20 protein-coding genes and 1 pseudogene are annotated in these 19,213 nt (G+C 68.1%); 15 read left to right on the top strand and 6 right to left on the bottom strand.

The window, feature by feature from the left end; genetic code table 11:
* Window positions 1-379: pseudogene (locus GSQ95_RS18575) on the bottom strand (hypothetical protein); the annotation flags it as partial.
* A gap of 148 nt (window positions 380-527) precedes the next feature.
* Between GSQ95_RS18575 and GSQ95_RS18570 the strand changes: the two are divergent.
* Window positions 528-1,079, top strand: coding sequence for a DinB family protein (locus tag GSQ95_RS18570; RefSeq protein ID WP_158889567.1), 552 nt, complete (start codon window positions 528-530; stop codon window positions 1,077-1,079).
* Between the two features lie 275 nt (window positions 1,080-1,354).
* On the opposite strand, the gene GSQ95_RS18565 is transcribed toward GSQ95_RS18570, so the two are convergent.
* The 4 genes from GSQ95_RS18565 to dadA all read right to left on the bottom strand — a co-directional run bounded on the left by GSQ95_RS18565 (window position 1,355) and on the right by dadA (window position 4,878).
* The gene (locus GSQ95_RS18565; protein ID WP_007159860.1) at window positions 1,355-1,909 is read right to left on the bottom strand and encodes a cupin domain-containing protein; all 555 of its coding nucleotides are present in this window, start codon (window positions 1,907-1,909) and stop codon (window positions 1,355-1,357) included.
* A gap of 182 nt (window positions 1,910-2,091) precedes the next feature.
* Window positions 2,092-3,162: an alanine racemase gene (gene alr / locus GSQ95_RS18560; RefSeq protein ID WP_158889569.1), complete on the bottom strand. Its 1,071-nt coding sequence runs from the start codon at window positions 3,160-3,162 to the stop codon at window positions 2,092-2,094.
* An 86-nt stretch (window positions 3,163-3,248) separates the two neighbouring features.
* A complete protein-coding gene (locus tag GSQ95_RS18555; protein WP_027597427.1) occupies window positions 3,249-3,605 on the bottom strand; it encodes a RidA family protein in 357 nt (118 codons plus the stop codon).
* Window positions 3,580-4,878 carry a D-amino acid dehydrogenase gene (gene dadA, locus GSQ95_RS18550; RefSeq protein ID WP_158889571.1) on the bottom strand — a complete coding sequence of 433 codons (1,299 nt, stop codon included), beginning with the start codon at window positions 4,876-4,878 and terminating at the stop codon, window positions 3,580-3,582. The genes GSQ95_RS18555 and dadA overlap by 26 nt, the downstream gene beginning before the upstream one ends.
* A 157-nt stretch (window positions 4,879-5,035) precedes the next feature.
* On the opposite strand from dadA, the gene GSQ95_RS18545 reads away from it, so the two are divergent.
* From GSQ95_RS18545 to GSQ95_RS18495, 12 genes are all read left to right on the top strand, one after another.
* Window positions 5,036-5,524: an Lrp/AsnC ligand binding domain-containing protein gene (locus tag GSQ95_RS18545; RefSeq protein WP_007159864.1), complete on the top strand. Its 489-nt coding sequence runs from the start codon at window positions 5,036-5,038 to the stop codon at window positions 5,522-5,524.
* 68 nt (window positions 5,525-5,592) lie between these two features.
* Window positions 5,593-6,402, top strand: coding sequence for a bifunctional 2-polyprenyl-6-hydroxyphenol methylase/3-demethylubiquinol 3-O-methyltransferase UbiG (locus GSQ95_RS18540; protein ID WP_158889573.1), 810 nt, complete (start codon window positions 5,593-5,595; stop codon window positions 6,400-6,402).
* A gap of 36 nt (window positions 6,403-6,438) precedes the next feature.
* On the top strand, window positions 6,439-7,719 hold the full coding sequence (locus tag GSQ95_RS18535) for an FAD-binding oxidoreductase (protein WP_158889575.1): 1,281 nt from the start codon (window positions 6,439-6,441) through the stop codon (window positions 7,717-7,719).
* The gene (locus tag GSQ95_RS18530) at window positions 7,716-9,266 is read left to right on the top strand and encodes a phospholipase D family protein (protein WP_158889577.1); all 1,551 of its coding nucleotides are present in this window, start codon (window positions 7,716-7,718) and stop codon (window positions 9,264-9,266) included. Before GSQ95_RS18535 ends, GSQ95_RS18530 begins: the two co-directional genes overlap by 4 nt.
* A 278-nt stretch (window positions 9,267-9,544) precedes the next feature.
* Entirely contained in the window at window positions 9,545-10,594 is a 1,050-nt protein-coding gene (gene bioB, locus GSQ95_RS18525) for a biotin synthase BioB (protein WP_158889580.1), read from the top strand.
* An 82-nt stretch (window positions 10,595-10,676) separates the two neighbouring features.
* Window positions 10,677-11,852, top strand: a complete 1,176-nt coding sequence (gene bioF / locus GSQ95_RS18520) for an 8-amino-7-oxononanoate synthase (RefSeq protein WP_158889582.1) — start codon at window positions 10,677-10,679, stop codon at window positions 11,850-11,852.
* 7 nt (window positions 11,853-11,859) lie between these two features.
* Window positions 11,860-12,585, top strand: a complete 726-nt coding sequence (locus GSQ95_RS18515) for an alpha/beta fold hydrolase (protein WP_158889584.1) — start codon at window positions 11,860-11,862, stop codon at window positions 12,583-12,585.
* A complete protein-coding gene (gene bioC, locus GSQ95_RS18510) occupies window positions 12,566-13,399 on the top strand; it encodes a malonyl-ACP O-methyltransferase BioC (protein ID WP_158889586.1) in 834 nt (277 codons plus the stop codon). Before GSQ95_RS18515 ends, bioC begins: the two co-directional genes overlap by 20 nt.
* Window positions 13,400-13,511: 112 nt before the next feature.
* Window positions 13,512-14,183: a dethiobiotin synthase gene (gene bioD, locus GSQ95_RS18505; RefSeq protein WP_158889588.1), complete on the top strand. Its 672-nt coding sequence runs from the start codon at window positions 13,512-13,514 to the stop codon at window positions 14,181-14,183.
* 76 nt (window positions 14,184-14,259) lie between these two features.
* Window positions 14,260-15,045: a hypothetical protein gene (locus GSQ95_RS18500; protein WP_178118351.1), complete on the top strand. Its 786-nt coding sequence runs from the start codon at window positions 14,260-14,262 to the stop codon at window positions 15,043-15,045.
* The gene (locus tag GSQ95_RS26175; RefSeq protein WP_178118352.1) at window positions 15,003-15,374 is read left to right on the top strand and encodes a hypothetical protein; all 372 of its coding nucleotides are present in this window, start codon (window positions 15,003-15,005) and stop codon (window positions 15,372-15,374) included. The genes GSQ95_RS18500 and GSQ95_RS26175 overlap by 43 nt, the downstream gene beginning before the upstream one ends.
* Window positions 15,375-15,463: 89 nt before the next feature.
* On the top strand, window positions 15,464-15,730 hold the full coding sequence (locus GSQ95_RS18495) for a hypothetical protein (protein WP_058791715.1): 267 nt from the start codon (window positions 15,464-15,466) through the stop codon (window positions 15,728-15,730).
* 52 nt (window positions 15,731-15,782) lie between these two features.
* Here GSQ95_RS18495 and GSQ95_RS18490 read toward each other — a convergent pair whose 3' ends face one another.
* On the bottom strand, window positions 15,783-17,840 hold the full coding sequence (locus GSQ95_RS18490) for a methyl-accepting chemotaxis protein (RefSeq protein ID WP_178118353.1): 2,058 nt from the start codon (window positions 17,838-17,840) through the stop codon (window positions 15,783-15,785).
* A gap of 180 nt (window positions 17,841-18,020) precedes the next feature.
* On the opposite strand from GSQ95_RS18490, the gene GSQ95_RS18485 reads away from it, so the two are divergent.
* Entirely contained in the window at window positions 18,021-18,593 is a 573-nt protein-coding gene (locus tag GSQ95_RS18485; RefSeq protein WP_044343057.1) for a xanthine phosphoribosyltransferase, read from the top strand.
* Between the two features lie 3 nt (window positions 18,594-18,596).
* A complete protein-coding gene (locus GSQ95_RS18480; protein ID WP_158889590.1) occupies window positions 18,597-19,001 on the top strand; it encodes a YkgJ family cysteine cluster protein in 405 nt (134 codons plus the stop codon).
* Window positions 19,002-19,213 lie beyond the last annotated feature (212 nt).

Genomic DNA, 19,213 nt, shown 5'->3' with positions numbered 1-19,213 from the left:
GCTCGTTGCCGATCTCCCAGATCTTGATGTCCTTGGCGTAGCGCTTGGCCAGGGCATAGGCCTGGGCCTGAGTCAGTTGCTGGGTGATCACCGGTCGCAGGGTGATGCGGTACTGGCGGGCCAGGGCCACCAGGCGATCCAGGCGGGGCAGATCCAGCAGCAGGAATTCACCCGAGCGATAGCTGCGCAGGTTGTAGCGGTCGAGCAGCTGCAGGCGCCTTTCCATCTGCGCATCGGGATAGGCGGCGTTGTTGTCGTGGCCGACCACGCCCAGGGGGATGTAGGGCAGGTCGGGCAGGGCGACGGAGTCGGCGGCCCGGACCGGGGCACCCAGGCACAGGGCGGCGACCAGGCCGAACCAGGGCGAAATTCTAGGCATCAGGCGCATCCTTGCAGATAGAGAGCAGAGCGGCGGAGCATGGCAAAGTGCCGGCAGCGGCTCAATGCCAAGGGGGCCCAGGCTGCGACCTCCGCCACACCGCCGCAGGTTACAGTAGGTGTCCGCGCGCCCTGCCGAGGAATTGCTCATGACCACTCCCCTGCTGCTGGCCCAGGCCTGCAACAATCGCTGGTCGAACCATCGCCTGCTGGCGGCCTGCGCCGGTTTGTCACCGGAAGCCCTGCGGGCGCCCCAACCCGCCGCCTTCTTCGGCTCGCTCTGGGCCCTGCTCGGCCATCTGCTCGATGTCGATCGCTTCTATCTCGATGCCCTGCACGATCAGCCCCGGCCCTACCAGGATACCGCCTGGCCTGACCTGGCGACGCTGCATGCGGCCCAGAGCGCCAGCGATCAGCGCCTGATCGCCCTGTGCCGCAGCCTCGGTCCCCAGCAACTGACCCAGCTCATCACCCTGCCCCGCGCCAGCGGCCCGGTACGGGAAGGGCGACTGCGCACCCTGCAGCACCTCTTCGTGCACCAGCTGCACCACCGCGGCCAGGCCCACGCCCTGCTCCTGGCCAGCGGCGTGGCGCCACCGCAACTGGACGAATTCTTTCTCGCCCAGGACGAACCGCTACGCCGGGCGGAGCTGGCGGCGCTGGGGATCGATGAAGGGGAGCTGTGGAGGACTGGCTCGTAGTAGCAACTGTCTTTATCGCGGCCATGCCGGTGCGCCGTAGCGACCGCTCCTACAAAAGCATCACCCTATAGGAGCGGCCCATGGCCGCGATTCGCCGCTGAAATTCCTATCGCGGCGCCGATCGCGATCTGTCTTGGAGCACTGTGGACAAACGCCCACTCGAACAGCCCCCTCTCCCTCCGGGAGAGGGCTGGGGTGAGGGCCGCTCCCGCACCGGCCTCCAGGCGGAAAAGACTGCGCCGTTTCCCAACCCGTCACCGCCTTGCCGCGGGGGCTCAGAAATTCGCCGGCGTGGTCGCGCTGATCAATCGGGCGGGGGCTTCGAAGGGATTGCGGAAGCGATGCGGGCGGCTGCTTTCGAAGTAGTAGCTGTCGCCGGGTTCGAGGATGTGCACCTCGCCGCCCACGGTCAGCTCCAGGCGGCCTTCCACCACCAGGCCGGCCTCCTCGCCTTCATGGGCGTACATCTCTTCGCCGGTGTCGGCGCCGGGCGGATAGGTCTCGTCGAGAAAGGCCAGGGCGCGGCTGGGATGGGCCCGACCGACCAGGCGCATGCGCACGGTGTGGGCGCCACTGGAGATGTCGATGAGTTCATTGGCGCGATAGACCACCTGGGTCGGCGTGTCCTGCTCCAGGTCCAGGGAAAAGAATTCCACCAGGGACATGGGGATGCCGGCCAGCACCTTTTTCAGCGAGCTGATGGAGGGACTGACGCTGTTCTTCTCGATCATCGAGATGGTGCTGTTGGTCACCCCGGCACGCTTGGCCAGTTCGCGCTGGGAGAGGCCCTTGAGGGTACGGATGGTTTGCAGGCGGGCACCGACGTCCAAGGTGGGAAAGACTCCTCGAGCAGGCGGGGGAGACGTGGCGAGGCCACGCGCTGAAGGCGTGCCGCGGCACGGTGTTCGGCATCATGGCAACGCTGTTCGAGATTTACAACACCACGACGGACGTGCGGCCCCCGCAAGGCGTTCGCCTGGCGGCGGCAGCGCCCGGAGGCCCTGCCCAGGGCCTAGTCGCGATAGCTGCGCGCCACCCGCTTGAGGTTGCACAGCAACTGGTAGGGAATGGTGTCGCAGCGTTCCGCCAGGTCCGCCACCGACACCTGGCGGCCCCAGAATTCCACCTCGCTGCCCACCCCGGCCTGGGGATGATCGGTGAGGTCGACGGTAAGCATGTCCATGGATACCCGGCCGATCAGTTGACCGGGACGGCCTGCGATGGCCACCGGGGTGCCGTTGGGCGCATGGCGCGGATAGCCGTCGGCATAGCCCAGGGCGACCACGCCGACCCGGGTCGGCCCGGTGGTGACGAAGCGCGCGCCATAGCCCACCGGCTCGCCGGCTGCCAGTTCGCGTACGGCGATCACCCGCGAGGTCAGGGTCATCACCGGTTGCAGTCGTTCGGCGGCAGCCCGGGGCGTAGCGAAGGGCGAGACGCCATAGAGCATCAGCCCCGGGCGCACCCAGTCACCGGCCGCCTGGGGCCAGCCCAGGGTCGCCGGCGAATTGCGCAGGCTGGTGGGTCCGGGCAGGCCCTCGGTGGCCGCGCGGAAGGTGGCGATCTGCGCCGCGGTAGCCGGGCTGTCCGGTTCGTCGGCGCGGGCGAAGTGGGTCAGCTTGACGATGCCGCTGACCTTGCCGCTGGCCAGCAGTCGCCGGTAGGCGGCGGCGTAGTCCTGGGGAAAGAAGCCGACCCGGTGCATGCCGGAATCCAGCTTCAGCCAGACCTGCAGCGGCCGCACCAGGGTGGCCCGCTCCAGGGCCTCCAGCTGCCAGTCAGCGTGGATCACCGTCCAGAGCTCGTGCTCGGCAATCAGCGGCAATTCGTCGATGCCGAAGAAGCCTTCCAGCAGCAGGATGGGCGCACGGATCCCGGCGGCGCGCAGCTCCAGGGCCTCCTCGATGCAGGCCACGGCGAAGCCGTCGGCTTCCTTGGCCAGGGCGCTGGCCACCGCCACGGCGCCATGGCCATAGGCATCGGCCTTGATCACCGCCAGGGCGCGGGCATCGGAGAGTTCAAGTGCCAGGCGATAGTTCTGGCGCAGGGCGGCGAGGTCGATGACGGCGCGGGCGGGACGCATGGGAGGTCTCGGCAGAGAGATAAAGTTTGGGGGCGTTGAAACACCCTCACCCTGGCCCTCTCCCGAAGGGAGAGGGGATGAGGACGCTACGCCTTGACGGCGGCGATGACGTTCATTTCCACCAGGATGTCCGGCTTGGCCAGCTTGGCTTCGACGGTGGTGCGACCCGGGGTGGCGCCCTGGGCGGCCCACTCGTCCCAGGCGCGATTCATGCCCTCGAAGTGCAGGGCGATGTCGCGCAGGAAGATGGTCACCACCAGGATGTGCTGCTTGTCGCTGCCGGCCTCGGCGAGAAATTTGTCGACGTTGGCCAGGGTCTCGCGGGTCTGCTGGTAGATGTCGCCGGAAAAGTCGTCGGCCAGCTGGCCGGCCAGGTAGACGGTGCCGTTGTGGATATTAATTTCGCTGAGGCGGCGATCAGTGTGCAGACGCTGTACGGGCATTGCGCGGGGACTCCTGAGTAGCGGAATAACGGGAGATGTCGAGACCCTCGGCGCTGATCTGCGGCTGCTTGCGGGCGATCAGATCGGCCAGCAGACGACCGGAGCCACAGGCCATGGTCCAGCCCAGCGTCCCGTGCCCGGTATTGAGGAACAGGTTGCGATAGCGGGTGGCACCGACGATGGGGGTCCCGTCCGGGGTGGCGGGTCGCAGACCGGTCCAGAAACTGGCCCGGGCGAGGTCGCCGCCGCGAGGATAGAGGTCGCCGGTGATCATTTCCAGGGTCGCGCGGCGGCGTGGATCCAGGTTCAGGTCGAAGCCGCAGATCTCGGCCATGCCGCCGACGCGGATGCGATCGTCGAAGCGGGTGATGGCGACCTTGTAGGTCTCGTCGAGGATGGTCGAGGTCGGCGCCATGGCGGCATCGACGATGGGCACCGTCAGCGAATAACCCTTGAGCGGATAGACCGGCGCGCGGATGCCCAGGGGCGCCAGCAGCTGTGGCGAATAGCTGCCCAGGGCCAGGACGTAGTGGTCGGCGGTGAGCAGTTCGCCATCGACCCTGACGCCGTCGATGCGATCGCCACTGGCGCTGAGTTGCTGGATCTCGGCGCCGAAGCGGAATTCCACGCCCAGGCGGCGGGCCTCCTCGGCCAGGCGATTGGTGAACAGGAAGCAGTCGCCGGTCTGGTCGTTGGGCAGGCGCAGGCCGCCGGCCAGCCTGTGCTTGACCGCCGCCAGCGCCGGTTCGACCCGGGCCACGCCGTCGCGGTCGAGCAGCTCGAAGGGCACGCCAGAGCGCTCCAGCACGGCGATGTCCTTGGCCGCGGCCTCCACCTGCTGCTGGGTGCGGAAGATCTGGGTGGTGCCCAGCTGGCGGCCTTCGTAGGCGATGCCGGTGTCCAGGCGCAGCTCGTCGAGGCAGTCGCGGCTGTATTCGGACAACCGCACCATGCGTTCCTTGTTGACCGCATAGCGGGCCGCGGTGCAGTTGCGCAGCATCTGCGCCATCCACAGGTACTGGCTGCTGTCGCCGGTCAGGCGGATGGCCAGGGGCGCGTGCTTCTGGAACAGCCACTTGAGCGCCTTGAGCGGTACGCCGGGCGCGGCCCAGGGCGAAGCATAGCCCGGCGAGACCTGACCGGCATTGGCATGGCTGGTCTCCAGGGCGGGACCGGCCTGGCGATCGACCACGACCACCTCGAAACCCTGACGGGCCAGATAGTAGGCGCTGGTCGTGCCGATGACGCCGCTACCCAAAACCAGTACACGCATCGCTAGCTCCTGGCCGGCGAGAGGATTTCGCCGGCTTTCGTCGGAATGAAGGCAGATACGGCAAGTATAGAAAGCCGCTCGCAGTGCTAATCACTGAAGAATTGCCTATATTCGGAGTAATTTTCCGGTAAAGACCCCTTTGGCAGAGACCCCCGCGATGCGTACCCATCACCAGGCCAGACGCGAGCTGGACAAGATCGACCGCAACATCCTGCGCATCCTCCAGGACGATGGCCGCATCTCCTTCACCGAGCTGGGCGAACGGGTGGGGCTGTCCACCACGCCCTGCACCGAGCGCGTCCGCCGGCTGGAGCGCGAGGGCATCATCCAGGGCTACAACGCCCGCCTCAATCCGCAGCACCTCAAGGCCGGGCTGCTGGTGTTCGTCGAGTTGAGCCTGGACTACAAGTCCGGCGACACCTTCGAGGAATTCCGCCGCGCCGTGCTCAAGCTGCCCCAGGTGCTGGAATGCCACCTGGTCTCAGGCGAATTCGACTACCTGGTCAAGGCGCGCATCTCCGAGATGGCCTCCTATCGCAAGCTGCTGGGCGACATCCTACTCAAGCTGCCCCATGTGCGCGAATCCAAGAGCTACATCGTGATGGAAGAGATCAAGGAGACCCTGAGTCTGCCGGTGCCGGACTAACGGCTGGCGACCCCGGGGATCACCGGCTAGGCTGCGATCTTTCGTCAGATCGCCAAGCAGGCCACGCCATGGATCCCCGCCAACGCCAACTCATCACCGCCGCCAATCGCCAGGCCTGGGAGCTGTCGGCGCCGCTCCATGCCTGGGGCGAGGACTGGCAGCGCCTGCTGGAACAGGTCCGGCAACCCGGCTTCTCGGTCCTGGATGACTGCCTGACCGCCACCCTCACCGCACTGGACATCCGCGGCCTGAGTTGCGCCCAGGTCGGCTGCAACAACGCCCGCGAATTGCTCTCCCTGGCCAGCCTTGGCGGCCGTCCCGCGCTGGGCATCGACCAGTCGCCGGCCTTTCTCGCCCAAGGCGAGCAGCTGGCCGCAGCCGCGGGCCTGGCGCCGCGACTGGTGGCGGCCGACATCTATGCCCTGCCCGCCGGGCTCGGCCAGCACGACCTGGTGCTGATCACCATTGGCGTATTGAACTGGATGCCGGACCTGCCGGCCTTCTTCGCCGCGGTGCAAAGCCTGCTGGCCCCGGGTGGGCGCCTGGTGATCTACGAGACCCATCCCTTCCTGGAAGTCTTCGAGCCCCATGCGGACCAGCCGCTGATGCCGCGCTACAGCTACTTCCGCCGCGAGCCGCTGGTCAGCACGGACCTCATCACCTACGACGGCCTGGATCACGGCCAGGGCGCGCCGAGCTACTGGCATATCCATACCCTGGGGGCCATCGTCACCGCCTGCCTGGACACCGGCCTGGCGCTGCAACGGCTGGAAGAGCATCCGCACTCCAATCGCGAGGCCGACTATGACGGCTACATCGGCCAGACCGCCCAGTTGCCGATGAGCTTTACCCTGGTCGCCCAACGCCCGACGGCTTAGCATGGCGCCCCTGTCCCCAGCCGACCGCCGTCTTCCATGCACCCCCACGCGCCTTCCTACTACGCCGCCACCGCCAATCTGGACCTGGACTTTCCGCCCCTGGAGGGCGAGGTCCAGGCGGATGTCTGCGTGGTCGGCGGGGGCTTTTCCGGGCTCACTACCGCCCTGGAACTGGCCGAGCGCGGCGCCCGGGTGGTGCTGCTGGAAGCCCGCCGCATCGGCTGGGGCGCCAGCGGCCGCAACGGCGGCCAATTGATCCGCGGCGTCGGGCATGACGTCGAGCAATTCGAACCGGTCGTTGGCACCGAGGGGGTGCGCGAACTCAAGCGCCTGGGCTTCGAGGCGGTGGACCTGGTGCGTCAGCGCATCGCCCGCCACGGCATCGACTGCGCTCTCTCCTGGGGCTTCGCCGACCTGGCCAACAAGCCGCGTCACTGGCAGCACCTGCAGGAAGAGCATGCCGCGCTGCAGGCCCTGGGCTATCCCCATCCGCTGCGCCTGGTGCCCAAGGCCCGACTGGCGCAGGTGGTGGGTTCCGAGCGCTACCAGGGTGCTCTGATCGACGAGGGCTCCGGCCACCTGCATCCGCTCAACCTGGCCCTCGGCGAAGCCGCCGCGGCCCGGGCGCTAGGCGTGCAGCTCTTCGAGGACAGCCAGGTCATCCGCCTGGAATACGGCCCCCAGGTGCGCGTCCACACCGCCCGCGGCCGGGTCTCGGCCGAGACCCTGGTGCTCTGCTGCAACGCCTATATCGACGACCTGCAACCCGATCTCGCCGCCCAGGTCCTGCCGGCCGGCAGCTATGTGATCGCCACCGAGCCGCTCTCGGCCGAACGCGCCGCGCGGCTGCTGCCGGGCAATCGCGCGGTCTGCGACCAGAACGTGGCGGTGGACTATTTCCGCCTCTCCGCCGACCGCCGCCTGCTGTTCGGCGGCGCCTGCCACTATTCCGGACGCGATCCCAGGGACATCGCCGGCTACATGCGGCCGAAGATGCTGGAGGTCTTCCCCGAACTCGCGGACGTGCGGGTGGACTACGCCTGGGGCGGCATGATCGGCATCGGCGCCAATCGCCTGCCGCAGATCGGCCGGCTGCGCGAGCACCCCAATGTCTTCCATGCCCAGGCCTATGCCGGTCACGGGGTCAACGCCACCCACCTGGCCGGTCACCTGCTGGCCGAGGCGATCCTCGCCCAGTCGGCCGGTTTCGACCTGTTCGCCCGGGTGCCCCATGCGCGCTTTCCCGGCGGTCGCCACCTGAGGTCGCCGCTGCTGGCCCTGGGCATGCTCTGGTATTGCCTCAAGGACAGCCTGTGATCCGCCTGGTCGTGCCCCTGCTGCTGGTGCTGCTGGCCGGCTGCGCCACACCGATTCCGCGCCACGCCTCCCAGGTCCTGCCGGTCGCCGGCACCGCCCTGGACCGCCAGGTGCGCACGGCCGGCGCCACCCATCCGGGCCTGTCGGGTCTGCGTCTGCTGGAAACCAGCACCGACGCCTTCACCGCTCGTGCCGAGCTGATCCGCAAGGCCCAGCGCAGCCTGGACATCCAGTACTACATCGTCCACGACGGCCTGACCACGCGGCTGCTGGTCAACGAACTGCTCAAGGCGGCGGATCGCGGCGTGCGCATCCGCTTTCTCATCGACGACACCAGCAGCGACGGCAACGACTACCAGATCGCCGTGCTGGCGGCCCATCCCAATGTGCAGATCCGCGTCTTCAATCCGCTGCACCTGGGTCGCAGCACCGGTCCGACCCGGGCCCTGGGCCGCCTGGTGGATCTCAACCATCAGCACCGCCGCATGCACAACAAGCTGTGGCTGGCCGACGACAGCGTGGCCATTGTCGGCGGCCGCAACCTGGGTGACGAGTACTTCGATGCCCGCCCGGAGATGAACTTCACCGATCTCGACCTGCTCGCCGCCGGCCCGGTGGCACGCCAGCTGGGTACCAGCTTCGACCAGTACTGGAACAGTCCGCTGAGCCAGCCGGCCCGGCGGCTGCGCTGGTTCGCCCCCTCGCCCACCGCCCTGGTGCGGCTGCGCGCACGGCTGCATCACTACCTCGACAGCGAACGCACCCGCGACCTGGCGCTGTACAACCGTCTGCGGCGCTACGCCACCGCGCCCCGGCTCGACGGCTGGCTGCAGGAGCTGACCTGGGCCCATGCCCAGGCATTCTGGGATGCGCCGCGCAAGGTGCTGGCCGAGGACGAACCGGATTGGCAGCTGCTGCTCACCCATCAGTTGCAACCGACCTTGGACGACGCCCAGCACGAACTGCTGCTGGTCTCTTCCTACTTCGTGCCGATGAATCAGGGGGTCGCCTACCTGGGTGGCCTGGCCGCCCGCGGCGTCGATGTCCGGGTGCTGACCAACGCCCTGGAAGCCACCGACGTGCCCGCCGTGCACGCCGGCTATGCGCCCTATCGCGCGGCCCTGCTGGCCCAGGGGGTCAGGCTCTATGAGTTGCGCGCCCGCCCGGACCAGAAACGCTCCGCCCTGCCCTACAGCTTTGGCGAATCCGAATCCAGCCTGCACAGCAAGGCCATGGCCATCGACGGGCGCTGGTCCTTCATCGGCTCCTTCAATTTCGATCCGCGCTCGGTGCTGTGGAACACCGAGGTCGGCATCCTGGTGGACAGCCCGGCCCTCACCGGTCGCCTGCGCCAGCTGATGCTGCAGGGCATGGCCCCGAGCGTCTCCTATGCGGTCAGGCGTGTCGAGGATCGCGGGCAGGTGCGGCTGGAGTGGGTCAGCGAGCGCGACGGCCAGCCGCGGGTGCTGCACCACGAACCGGGCAGCGCCTGGCGGCGCTTCAACGCCTGGGTGGTCAAGGCGGTGGGGCTGGAGCGGATGCTCTAGGCTTCGCCCTCACCCCAGCCCTCTCCCAAAGGGAGAGGGGGTTAGCGCGTAGCTTGGGTTGAGACAGCTCCACCGTCGCACTCCAACAACCCACGCCGTGCCAACCCTGTTGGGCTTCGCTGGCGCTCAACCCAACCTGCGACTCCATCAATCTACCTGCAAAAAATCCGGCAATTGCTCACTTTATGAGCAGTAGTCAACCCAGACTTCGGCTAAGGTCGACCGCATTCATCGGCCCCGCTCCGGCACCCGGCCGTCTCCTGCATCGAGGATCTCCCATGAGCGCTACCGCCCTGCGTCACGACTGGACTCTCGCCGAAGTCCGCGCCCTGTTCCAGCAGCCCTTCAACGACCTGCTGTTCCAGGCCCAGGGCGTGCATCGCCAGCACTTCGATCCCAATCGCGTGCAGGTCTCCACCCTGCTGTCGATCAAGACCGGCGCCTGCCCGGAAGACTGCAAGTACTGCCCCCAGTCCGGTCACTACAACACCGGCCTGGAGAAGGAAAAGCTGATGGAGGTGCAGAAGGTGCTGGAGGCGGCCGCCGAGGCCAAGGCCATCGGCTCGACCCGCTTCTGCATGGGCGCCGCCTGGAAGCATCCGTCCGCCAAGGACATGCCCTATGTCCTGCAGATGGTGCAGGGCGTCAAGGCGCTGGGCCTGGAGACCTGCATGACCCTCGGCCGCCTGGACCAGGAGCAGACCCGCGCCCTGGCCGACGCCGGCCTGGACTACTACAACCACAACCTGGACACCTCGCCGGAGTTTTACGGCAGCATCATCACCACCCGCACCTACGGCGAGCGCCTGCAGACCCTGGCCTACGTCCGCGAAGCCGGGATGAAGATCTGCTCCGGCGGCATCCTCGGCATGGGCGAATCGGTGGACGACCGCGCCGGCCTGCTGATCCAGCTGGCCAACCTGTCCGAGCATCCCGAGTCGGTGCCGATCAACATGCTGGTCAAGGTCCAGGGCACCCCGCTGGCCGACGAGAAGGACGTCGATCCCTTCGACTTCATCCGCACCCTGGCGGTGGCGCGCATCCTCATGCCCAAGTCCCATGTGCGCCTGTCCGCCGGTCGCGAGCAGATGAACGAGCAGATGCAGTCCCTGGCCTTCCTGGCCGGCGCCAACTCCATCTTCTACGGCGAAAAGCTACTGACCACCGGCAACCCCCAGGCCGACAAGGACATGCAGCTGTTCGCCCGCCTCGGCATCCAGCCCGAAGCCCGCGAAGAGCACGCCGACGAGGTGCACCAGGCCGCCATCGAGCAGGCCCTGGTGGAACAGCGCAACGGCGAACTCTTCTACGACGCCGCCACTGCCTGACCCCGCGCTCCCTCCTGCTCTTCCCCCTCTCCCCCTGGGAGAGGGCTGGGGTGAGGGACCTTGCCACCTGATCGAGAACCCCATGGCCTTCGACCTCGCCGCCCGCCTGGCCCAGCGTCACGCCGAGCACCTCTATCGGCGGCGCCCGCTGCTGGAAGCGCCCCAGGGCCCCGAGGTGGTGGTGGATGGCGAACCCCTGCTGGCCTTCTGCAGCAATGACTACCTGGGCCTGGCCAATCACCCCCAGGTGATCGCCGCCCTGCGCGCCGGCGCCGAACGCTGGGGGGTGGGCGGTGGCGCCTCGCACCTGGTGATCGGCCACAGCGGTCCGCACCACCAGGTCGAAGAGGCCCTGGCCGACCTCACCGGGCGACCGCGCGCCCTGCTGTTCTCCACCGGCTACATGGCCAACCTGGCGGCGGTCACCGCCCTGGTCGGGCGTGGCGACACCGTGCTGGAAGACCGCCTCAACCACGCCTCCCTGCTCGATGCCGGTCTGCTCAGCGGCGCGCGCTTCGGCCGCTATCTGCACAACGATCCCGCCAGCCTGGCCACGCGCCTGGCCAAGGCCGAGGGCGACACCCTGGTGGTCACCGACGGGGTCTTCAGCATGGACGGCGATCTGGCCGCCCTGCCCGAACTCTGCCAGGTCGCCCAGCGTCACGGCGCCTGGACCCTGGTGGATGACGCCCATGGCATCGGCACCCTGGGCGCCAGCGGTGGCGGCATCGTCGAGCATTTCGGCCTGGACCAGGGTCAGGTCCCGGTGCTGGTCGGCACCCTGGGCAAGGCCTGCGGCACCGCCGGGGCCTTTGTCGCCGGCAGCGAAGCGCTGATCGAGACGCTGATCCAGTTCGCCCGGCCCTACATCTACACCACCAGCCAGCCGCCGGCGGTGGCCTGCGCCACCCTCGCCGCCCTGCAACTCGTCCGTGAGGAAGGCTGGCGCCGTGAGCTTCTGCACACTTTGATCCAGAGATTCCGCAGGGGCGCGACGGCTCTCGGCCTGGACCTTATGCTCAGCGCCACGCCGATCCAGCCCATCCTGGTCGGCGACAGCGCGCGCGCCCTCGCACTCTCCGCCGCCCTGCGCCGACGCGGGATCCTGGTCACCGCCATCCGACCGCCCACCGTACCGGCCGGCAGTGCCCGCCTGCGGGTAACCCTGACGGCGGCCCATCGCGAAGCGCACGTGGACCTCTTGCTCGACGCTCTGGCCCAGGCCATGGCCGAATTACCGCCTGACGCGGATAAGTGACCGACCCATGCGCGATACCCTGATCTTGCTGCCCGGCTGGGGCCTGGGCAACGCTCCGCTGGAGCCCCTGCGTGACGAACTCGTCGAGCAGGCACCCTTTCTCGACGTGCTGATCGAACCGCTGCCGACCCTGACCGACACCCAGGCCTGGTTCACCGACCTGGAAGCCCGCATCGCCGAGGGCGGCTGGCTGGCCGGCTGGTCGCTGGGCGGCATGCTTGCCAGCGAATTCACCCTGCGCCGCCCCCAGGGCGTGCACGGCCTCATCACCCTGGCCAGCAATCCCTGCTTCGTCGCCCGCGCCGGCTGGCAGACCGCCATGGCGCGCAGCGTCTTCACCGATTTCTTCGAGGCCTGCTCGCTGGACGCCGACCAGACCCTCAGGCGTTTCACCCTGCTGGTGGCCCAGGGCGCGCGCGACAGCCGCACCCTCGCCCGCCAGTTGCAGGTGACCCTGCCCGAGATTGACCCCGAGGTGGTCATCGCCGGTCTGGAGCTGCTCGCGCGCCTGGACACCCGCGCCGCCCTGCATGCCTTCAGCGGCCCCCAGCTGCACCTGTTCGGCGCCCATGACGCCCTGGTCCCGGCCAGCGCCGCCCAAGCCCTGCGCGACGAGCTGCCCAACGCCCAGGTCGAGGTCCTGGAGCACGCCAGCCATGGCCTGCCCCTGGAACGCCCGGACGAGGTGGCCACCCGTATCCGTGAATTCATCTATGCAGGACGCGATGGCTGACGTATTGCCCGACAAGCGCCAGGTGGCGCTGTCCTTTTCCCGCGCCGCCGCGCAGTACGACGGCGCCGCCCTGCTGCAACGCCGGGTCGCCGACGGCCTGCTCGCCCGGCTACCCGTTCTGCATCCGCAACGCTGGCTGGACCTCGGCAGTGGCACCGGCTATTGCAGCCGCGCCCTGGCCCAGCGCCATCCCCAGGCCGAAGGCCTGGCCCTGGACCTGGCGCCCGGCATGCTCCGCCATGCCCGTGCCCAGGGCGCCGGTGCCGGCCACTACCTGACCGCCGACGCCGAACGCCTGCCGCTGCGCGACGCCTGCTGTGATCTGATCCTTTCCAGCCTGGCGCTGCAGTGGTGCCCGGACCTGCCCGCCGTGCTCGCCGAGGCGCGTCGCATCCTGCGGCCAGGCGGTGTACTGGCCTTCAGCAGCCTGGTCGCCGGCACCCTCGACGAACTGCGCCAGAGCTGGGCGCGGGTGGACGACCAGGTGCACGTCAATCGCTTCCGTCAGCAGGCGGCCTATGCCGCAGCCGCTCACGCCAGTGGCCTGCAGGTGCTGGGGCTGGAGGTCGCGCCCGAGCGACTGCACTTCCCCGATCTGCGCGCCCTGACCCAGCACCTCAAGGCCATCGGCGCCCACAACCTCAACCAGGGACGCCCCCAGGGCCTCACCGGGCGCCAGCGCCTGGCCGCCTTCACCCAGGCCTACGAGGGCCTGCGCGAGCCCGCTGGGCTGCCCGCCACCTACCAGGTGATCCACGTCCTGCTGCGCAAGAGCCTGTTCAAAGGCTGCTGCGCGTCGGCCAAACGGCGTTGAAAATGCCTTCAGAATGCTCATTTACCCCACGTAAACTCCGCTTCCTCAGCCATTTTCGCCTTGTTTGGCTCTAGCTCGCGAGACTTTGAACAGGCTTTAAGGAATGACCGCCATGCCCGCCTATTTCGTCACCGGCACCGACACCGAGATCGGCAAGACCACCATCGCCGCCGGGCTGCTGCACCGGGCCCGGCTGCAGGGTCTCGCCACCGCCGGGATCAAGCCGGTGGCCTCCGGGTGTGAACGCACCGCCGAGGGCCTGCGCAACGGCGACGCCCTGGCGCTGCTCGGCGAGACCTCGCTGCCGCTCGGCTACAGCGACATCAATCCCATCGCCCTGGAACCCGCCATCGCCCCGCACCTGGCGGCCCGCGAAGCCGGCATCGACCTCAGCGTCGCCGCCCTGGCCGCGCCGGTGCGGCGGATCCTAGCGCTGCAGGCCGATTTCAGCCTGGTGGAAGGCGCCGGCGGCTGGCGCGTGCCCCTGGCCGGCCGCGAGTCCCTGTCCGATCTGGCCCGCGAGCTGGGTCTGCCGGTGATCCTGGTGGTGGGTGTGCGCCTGGGCTGCATCAACCACGCCCTGCTCAGCGCCGAGGCCATCCTCGCCGACGGCCTGCCACTGGCCGGCTGGGTGGCCAATCTGGTGGCGCCGGCCACCCTGCGCCTGGACGACAACCTCGCCACCCTGCACGAACGCCTGCCGGCGCCCTGCCTGGGCACGGTGCCGCACCTGGCCGCGGCGACCCCCGTCGCGGTCGCCGCGCACCTGCGCCTGCCGGGCTGATATCAGTCTTTCGGGCGATGGCCGCAGGGCCAGGCCGGCGGCAGACTGCCCTGTCTACCGCTGCCGGATCGCCCCAGTGCCTACCTTCAAGTTCCTGACCTGCCTGGGCCTGCTCGGCCTGACCAGCCATGCCTGGGCGCTGGACAACCAGACCCTCGTGGAGCAGCGCGGCGAGCGCCTCGGCGCCTTCCTGAGCCAGGAACCCGATACCCGCCAGGGCACCCTGGAGGTCAGCCAGAGCGGTCGTGCCAGCCAGGCCTATCTCACCCAGAGCGCCTCCCAGGGCGACCGTACCCGCGTCGAGCAGGGCGGCGTCGGCAACTTCACCAATGTCACCCAGGCGGCCGGCGGTGCGCGCGAGGTCCTCATCGACCAGCGCGAGGCCAGCCAGAGCCACGCCTATGTCTATCAGGGCCATGGCCAGCGCAACACGGTGGACATCGTCCAGCGCGGCCTGCTCGACGAAGCCCTGGTACGCCAGGGCGGTGACGACCAGCGGCTGCGCATCGAGCAACAGGGCGAGCGCAACGGACTGAATCTGTTCCAGGACGGTCGCGACAGCGCCGCGCGACTCAGGCAGGTGGGCGACGATCATGTCCAGGACGTACTGAGCCTGGGCGCGCGCAACGAGGTCGAGCTGCTGCAGGGCGGCGGTGCCAATCGGGCGATGGTCGAGCAGCGGGGTGACGACCGCCGGGCGACGATTCGCCAGAGCACGCGACAGCAGGACGCGGAGCTGGTCCAGATCGGCCAGCGCAACAGCGCAACAGCGCATCGGTGCAGCAGAACAGCCGCGCCGATCGCCCCCAGAGCGTCAGCGTGCGCCAGCTGGGCGACGACAACGCGGTCCAGGCGAGCGTGACCGGCAATGGCAATCGCCTCGAACTGCAACAGCAGGGCCAGCGCAACAGCGCCGGCGTCCTGATCGGCGGTAACGATTCCCACCTGACCCTGGCGGCCCAGGGCAACGACAACGAGATCAGTGCGGTCTGGGTCGGCGACAACGTCGAACTCGGCGTCGAGCAGGTGGGCGACGGCCATCTCCTGCAGGCGGGGCTGGCCAGCGCTGCCCAGGTCAGCGCCAGCCAGCAGGGCGCTGGCCAGTACGCCTCGATCAGTCAGGCAAGCCCAGGCAACGGCCTCGATCTGCGCCAGAGCGGCCAGGGCAACCGGGCGACCATCCGGCAATAGCCGGACACAGGCGGCGACACGGACTGCTGGTTCTTTGGCGTCAAAGCTGCTTCAATAGCCCTTTGACATCACCGTCGAGGACCCTGTCCATGAACGTGACTTCAAGCAATTCGCTCTATGCCGGGGTGCAGGCCTACCAGAACGGTAGCCGCACGGTCGAAAAGGCCGGTGCCGCCCTCGCCTCCCAGACGGCGCGCAACGAGCAGCAAGCCCTGGGCGCGACCACCAACAGCCAGGCCGATCTGGCCAGCGAACTGGTCAATCTGGATGTCGGCAAGTACCAGGCGCTGGCCGGTACCAAGGTCATGCAGGCCTCCCAGGAAACCCTGGGCCGGCTGCTCGATACCCGCGCCTGATCAGCCATTCCGTGACTGGCAGGGGCGCCCTGAGAGGCGCCCCTCCTGCGTTCTAGCCCAGGCGGAAACGGGTGGTGTTGGCCGTCAAGGTGCGACTGCCCGCCTCCAGACCCACCGCCGTGCTCTGCACCGTGCGCGCGTTGCCGAGCAGATCGGCCGCGGCCCCATCGACCTGCTGGATGTTGCCGCTGACCTGATCGGCGGTGACCGCCTGCTGCTCGGCGGCGGTGGCGATCTGCACCAGGGTGTCGGAGACGCCCTGTACCGATTCGGCGATCTCTTCCAGCCGCCGTCCCAGTCCGGTGATCGACTGGGCATCGCTGGCCGCCTGGCCGCAAGCCTCCTGCATCAGGGACACGGCCTGGGCCACGGTGCCGCTCAGGCTGCCGACGGTCCCGGCGATCTGCGCCGTGGAGGCCTGGGTGCGCTGCGACAGCGAACGCACCTCGTCGGCGACCACCGCGAATCCCCTTCCCTGGTCACCCGCCCGGGCCGCCTCGATGGCGGCGTTGAGCGCCAGCAGATTGGTCTGTTCGGCGATGCCGCGGATGACGTCCACCACCTGCTGGATCTGCCCGGCCTGGGCATTGACCTGGGCCATGGCCGCCGCCGTCTCGTCCAGGCGCTGGTTGAGGCGCTGGATGCTGGCCGTGGTCTGACGACTGTCGCTCTGGCTGGCTTCGGCGATGCCGCGCATCTGCTCGGCACGGCCGGCGGCCTCCTCGCAACTCCGCGCCACGCCCTGGGCGGTGGCGGCCAGTTCGGTGGCGGCGGTGGCGATCTGGGTGATCTGCTGGCGCTGGGCTTCCACGGCGCCCAGCGCCGCCTCGGCCTGCTGACCCAGTTCGCCGGAAGCCGTGCCCACCTGGCGACTCTCCTGCTCGACCGCCTGCAGGCTGCCCCGCAACTGCACCACGGCCAGGTCCAGGGCGCGCCCGATCTCGGCCAGTTCGTCCTGGCCACTCACCTGGGCCGAGCGGGTCAGATCGCCGTCGCGCAGGCCTTCGGCCAGGGTGGTGATGCGCCGGGCGCTGCCACGAATGGCGGCCTGCATGCACAGCAGCAGATAGCAGGTCACCACCAGCAGCAGACCGAAGCCGGCGGCAATGGCGCCAAAGCTGCGCACGGCATCGGTGCCATAGTATTGCAGCCGTTGATCCAGGTTCTTCAGGGTCTGCTGGCGGAAGGTCTGCAGCCCCTGCAGGACGCCGTCCAGCGTGGCTTCGAACTGCTCCGGCTTGAGCGTGATCTCGCCGCCGAACACCCCCTGATCGAGGGTCTTGAGACTGGCGTCCAGCTGGCTGCCGACCTTCTGGTAGTCGTCCTTCCAGCCGGCCATGTCGGCGGGCAGCTTGTTGCCGAGCAGGACGGCGACCTTGGCCAGGCTTTCGCTAGAGTCGCCGACACGCGCGCGCAGGTCGCGCAGCTGCAGGCGGCTCTGCAGGCTGAACTGGCCGGAGACCACACTGGCCTGGCCGACGCTGGCCAGGCGGCCGAGGCGTTCGTACAACTCGACCGACTGGGTGGTGCCGATCTGCATCAGCAGATAGGTTTCCATCCAGGGATCGAGGATGAGGCCGCTGTCCAGGGCGATTTCCTCGCGCAGCGCCTGGACGGCGCCGAGGGCGGCGGTGAATCTGTCGTAGCCGTCCGGCCACCAGCCCAGGCCGCGCAGATCCGCGACCTCGAGCCCGGCGAGCGCCTGCTGCAGGGTCTTGAAGCGCGCCTGTACATCCGCGCCGGCCCCTTCGGTCGCCAGTTGCTGCTCAAGCCGGGCGAGCCGCTCGCGCCGGCTGTCGTTGCGACTTTCCAGGGCAGCGATGGCGGCCTGCACGGCCGGCGTCTCCTGCCGACTGGTGTCGATCGCCTTCCAGCGCGCGGTCAGGTTGCGCCGGAGGGTGAGTTCTTCTTCCACGGCATCGAGCCGTTGCAGCAGCCGCACACCACTGCGCTCGCCACTGACGGTGGCCAGCTTGGCCTGGAAATCGGCGCCCAGCAGCCAGAGACTGACCGCCAGGGGCAGGATGAACAGCACCAGCAGCAGGGCGAACTTGCGGGCGAAGCCGAACTGGCTCAGCACGCGAATCCCCGGTGACAACAAAACACCCATGTTCGACCACTCCTGTGCCAGCCACCGGCAAGCGTCGGCTATCCGTTGCGGATACCTATAGGACGATTTGTCGGCAAACTAACGACTTTCTTGAAAGATAGGGCACAATCGCCGCCCTCCCGTATTCCCAGACCCGGTCCTGTACTCAGGCCCGGGCGTTGCCGTTAAAGGACCGTCCGCGTGGAACGCCTCAAAGCCAAGATTCGCAGCGAAGGCCAAGTACTCTCCGAGCAGGTGCTCAAGGTCGATGCCTTCCTCAACCACCAGATCGATCCGGCGCTGATGCGCGACATCGGTCAGGAGTTCGCCCGCCGCTTCGCCGACGCCGGCATCACCAAGATCGTGACCATCGAGGCCTCGGGGATCGCTCCGGCGGTGCTGACCGGACTGGAGCTGGGCGTGCCGGTGATCTTCGCCCGCAAGCACCAGTCGCTGACCCTGACCGACAATCTACTGGTCGCCAGTGTCTATTCCTTTACCAAGCAGACCGAGAGCACCATAGCCGTCTCGACCATGCACCTTTCGTCCGACGATCGGGTGCTGATCATCGACGACTTCCTTGCCAACGGTAAGGCGGCCAAGGCGCTGATCTCCATCATCGGTCAGGCCGGGGCCCAGGTCGCCGGCCTTGGCATCGTCATCGAGAAGTCCTTCCAGGTCGGTCGCGCCGAACTGGATGCCCAGGGCTATCGCGTCGAATCCCTGGCCCGGGTCGCCTCCCTGGCCAATGGTCAGGTCACCTTCGCCGAGTAAGCCATGGCTCAGATACTGCGCATTCTCGGTGCCGATCTCGATCGCACCGAAACCTGGATCCGTTACGACAAGGCCATGTGCCTGGACTGCGTGTCCAGCTGCTGCACCCTGCCAGTGGAAGCCCGCCTGTCCGATCTGATCCGCATGGGCGTGGTGGACGAATTCGAGAAGGGCGAGCCGCTCAAGGACATCGCCAAGCGGCTCAAGAAGGACGGCGTGGTCGAACGCCTCAATGCCAAGACCGGGTTGTTCACCCTGGTGCGGCTGTCCAACAACGACTGCATCTATCTGCATCCCAAGACGCGGCTGTGCACCATCTACGACCAGCGCCCGGAAACCTGCCGCAACCACCCAAAGGTCGGTCCGCGCCCGAACTATTGCGCCTACAAGCCGCAGAAGCTGCGTTAGACAGCGGTCCGTCGAGGCCTCCTGTCTTGTTGGGCTTCGACGAAGAAGCCGTCTCAACCTAACCTACGGCGCCTCAAGGCTAGACGCGTAGGTTGGGTTGAGCGCAGCGAAGCCCAACGGGAAGTGTCACCGCTTGCCTTGTTGGGCTTCGACGAAAAAGCCGTCTCAACCCAACCTTGTATCTCTCCTGGGTAATGGGATTAGCTACCTCA

The organism is Pseudomonas sp. BAV 4579 (assembly GCF_009765395.1).
Lineage (GTDB): Bacteria > Pseudomonadota > Gammaproteobacteria > Pseudomonadales > Pseudomonadaceae > Chryseomonas > Chryseomonas aestiva.
The sequence above is the reverse complement of the archived record's forward strand: the minus strand, read 5'-3'. Positions and strand labels throughout refer to the sequence as shown.

Excerpts from the sequence above, each read along its gene's own strand:
- GSQ95_RS18570 (WP_158889567.1), top strand. The coding sequence starts at position 528 with ATGACCACTCCCCTGCTGCTGGCCCAGGCCTGCAACAATCGCTGGTCG.
- alr (WP_158889569.1), bottom strand. The coding sequence starts at position 3,162 with ATGCGTCCCGCCCGCGCCGTCATCGACCTCGCCGCCCTGCGCCAGAAC.
- GSQ95_RS18555 (WP_027597427.1), bottom strand. The coding sequence starts at position 3,605 with ATGCCCGTACAGCGTCTGCACACTGATCGCCGCCTCAGCGAAATTAAT.
- dadA (WP_158889571.1), bottom strand. The coding sequence starts at position 4,878 with ATGCGTGTACTGGTTTTGGGTAGCGGCGTCATCGGCACGACCAGCGCC.
- GSQ95_RS18545 (WP_007159864.1), top strand. The coding sequence starts at position 5,036 with ATGCGTACCCATCACCAGGCCAGACGCGAGCTGGACAAGATCGACCGC.
- GSQ95_RS18540 (WP_158889573.1), top strand. The coding sequence starts at position 5,593 with ATGGATCCCCGCCAACGCCAACTCATCACCGCCGCCAATCGCCAGGCC.
- GSQ95_RS18535 (WP_158889575.1), top strand. The coding sequence starts at position 6,439 with ATGCACCCCCACGCGCCTTCCTACTACGCCGCCACCGCCAATCTGGAC.
- bioB (WP_158889580.1), top strand. The coding sequence starts at position 9,545 with ATGAGCGCTACCGCCCTGCGTCACGACTGGACTCTCGCCGAAGTCCGC.
- bioF (WP_158889582.1), top strand. The coding sequence starts at position 10,677 with ATGGCCTTCGACCTCGCCGCCCGCCTGGCCCAGCGTCACGCCGAGCAC.
- GSQ95_RS18515 (WP_158889584.1), top strand. The coding sequence starts at position 11,860 with ATGCGCGATACCCTGATCTTGCTGCCCGGCTGGGGCCTGGGCAACGCT.
- bioC (WP_158889586.1), top strand. The coding sequence starts at position 12,566 with ATGCAGGACGCGATGGCTGACGTATTGCCCGACAAGCGCCAGGTGGCG.
- bioD (WP_158889588.1), top strand. The coding sequence starts at position 13,512 with ATGCCCGCCTATTTCGTCACCGGCACCGACACCGAGATCGGCAAGACC.
- GSQ95_RS18495 (WP_058791715.1), top strand. The coding sequence starts at position 15,464 with ATGAACGTGACTTCAAGCAATTCGCTCTATGCCGGGGTGCAGGCCTAC.
- GSQ95_RS18490 (WP_178118353.1), bottom strand. The coding sequence starts at position 17,840 with ATGGGTGTTTTGTTGTCACCGGGGATTCGCGTGCTGAGCCAGTTCGGC.
- GSQ95_RS18480 (WP_158889590.1), top strand. The coding sequence starts at position 18,597 with ATGGCTCAGATACTGCGCATTCTCGGTGCCGATCTCGATCGCACCGAA.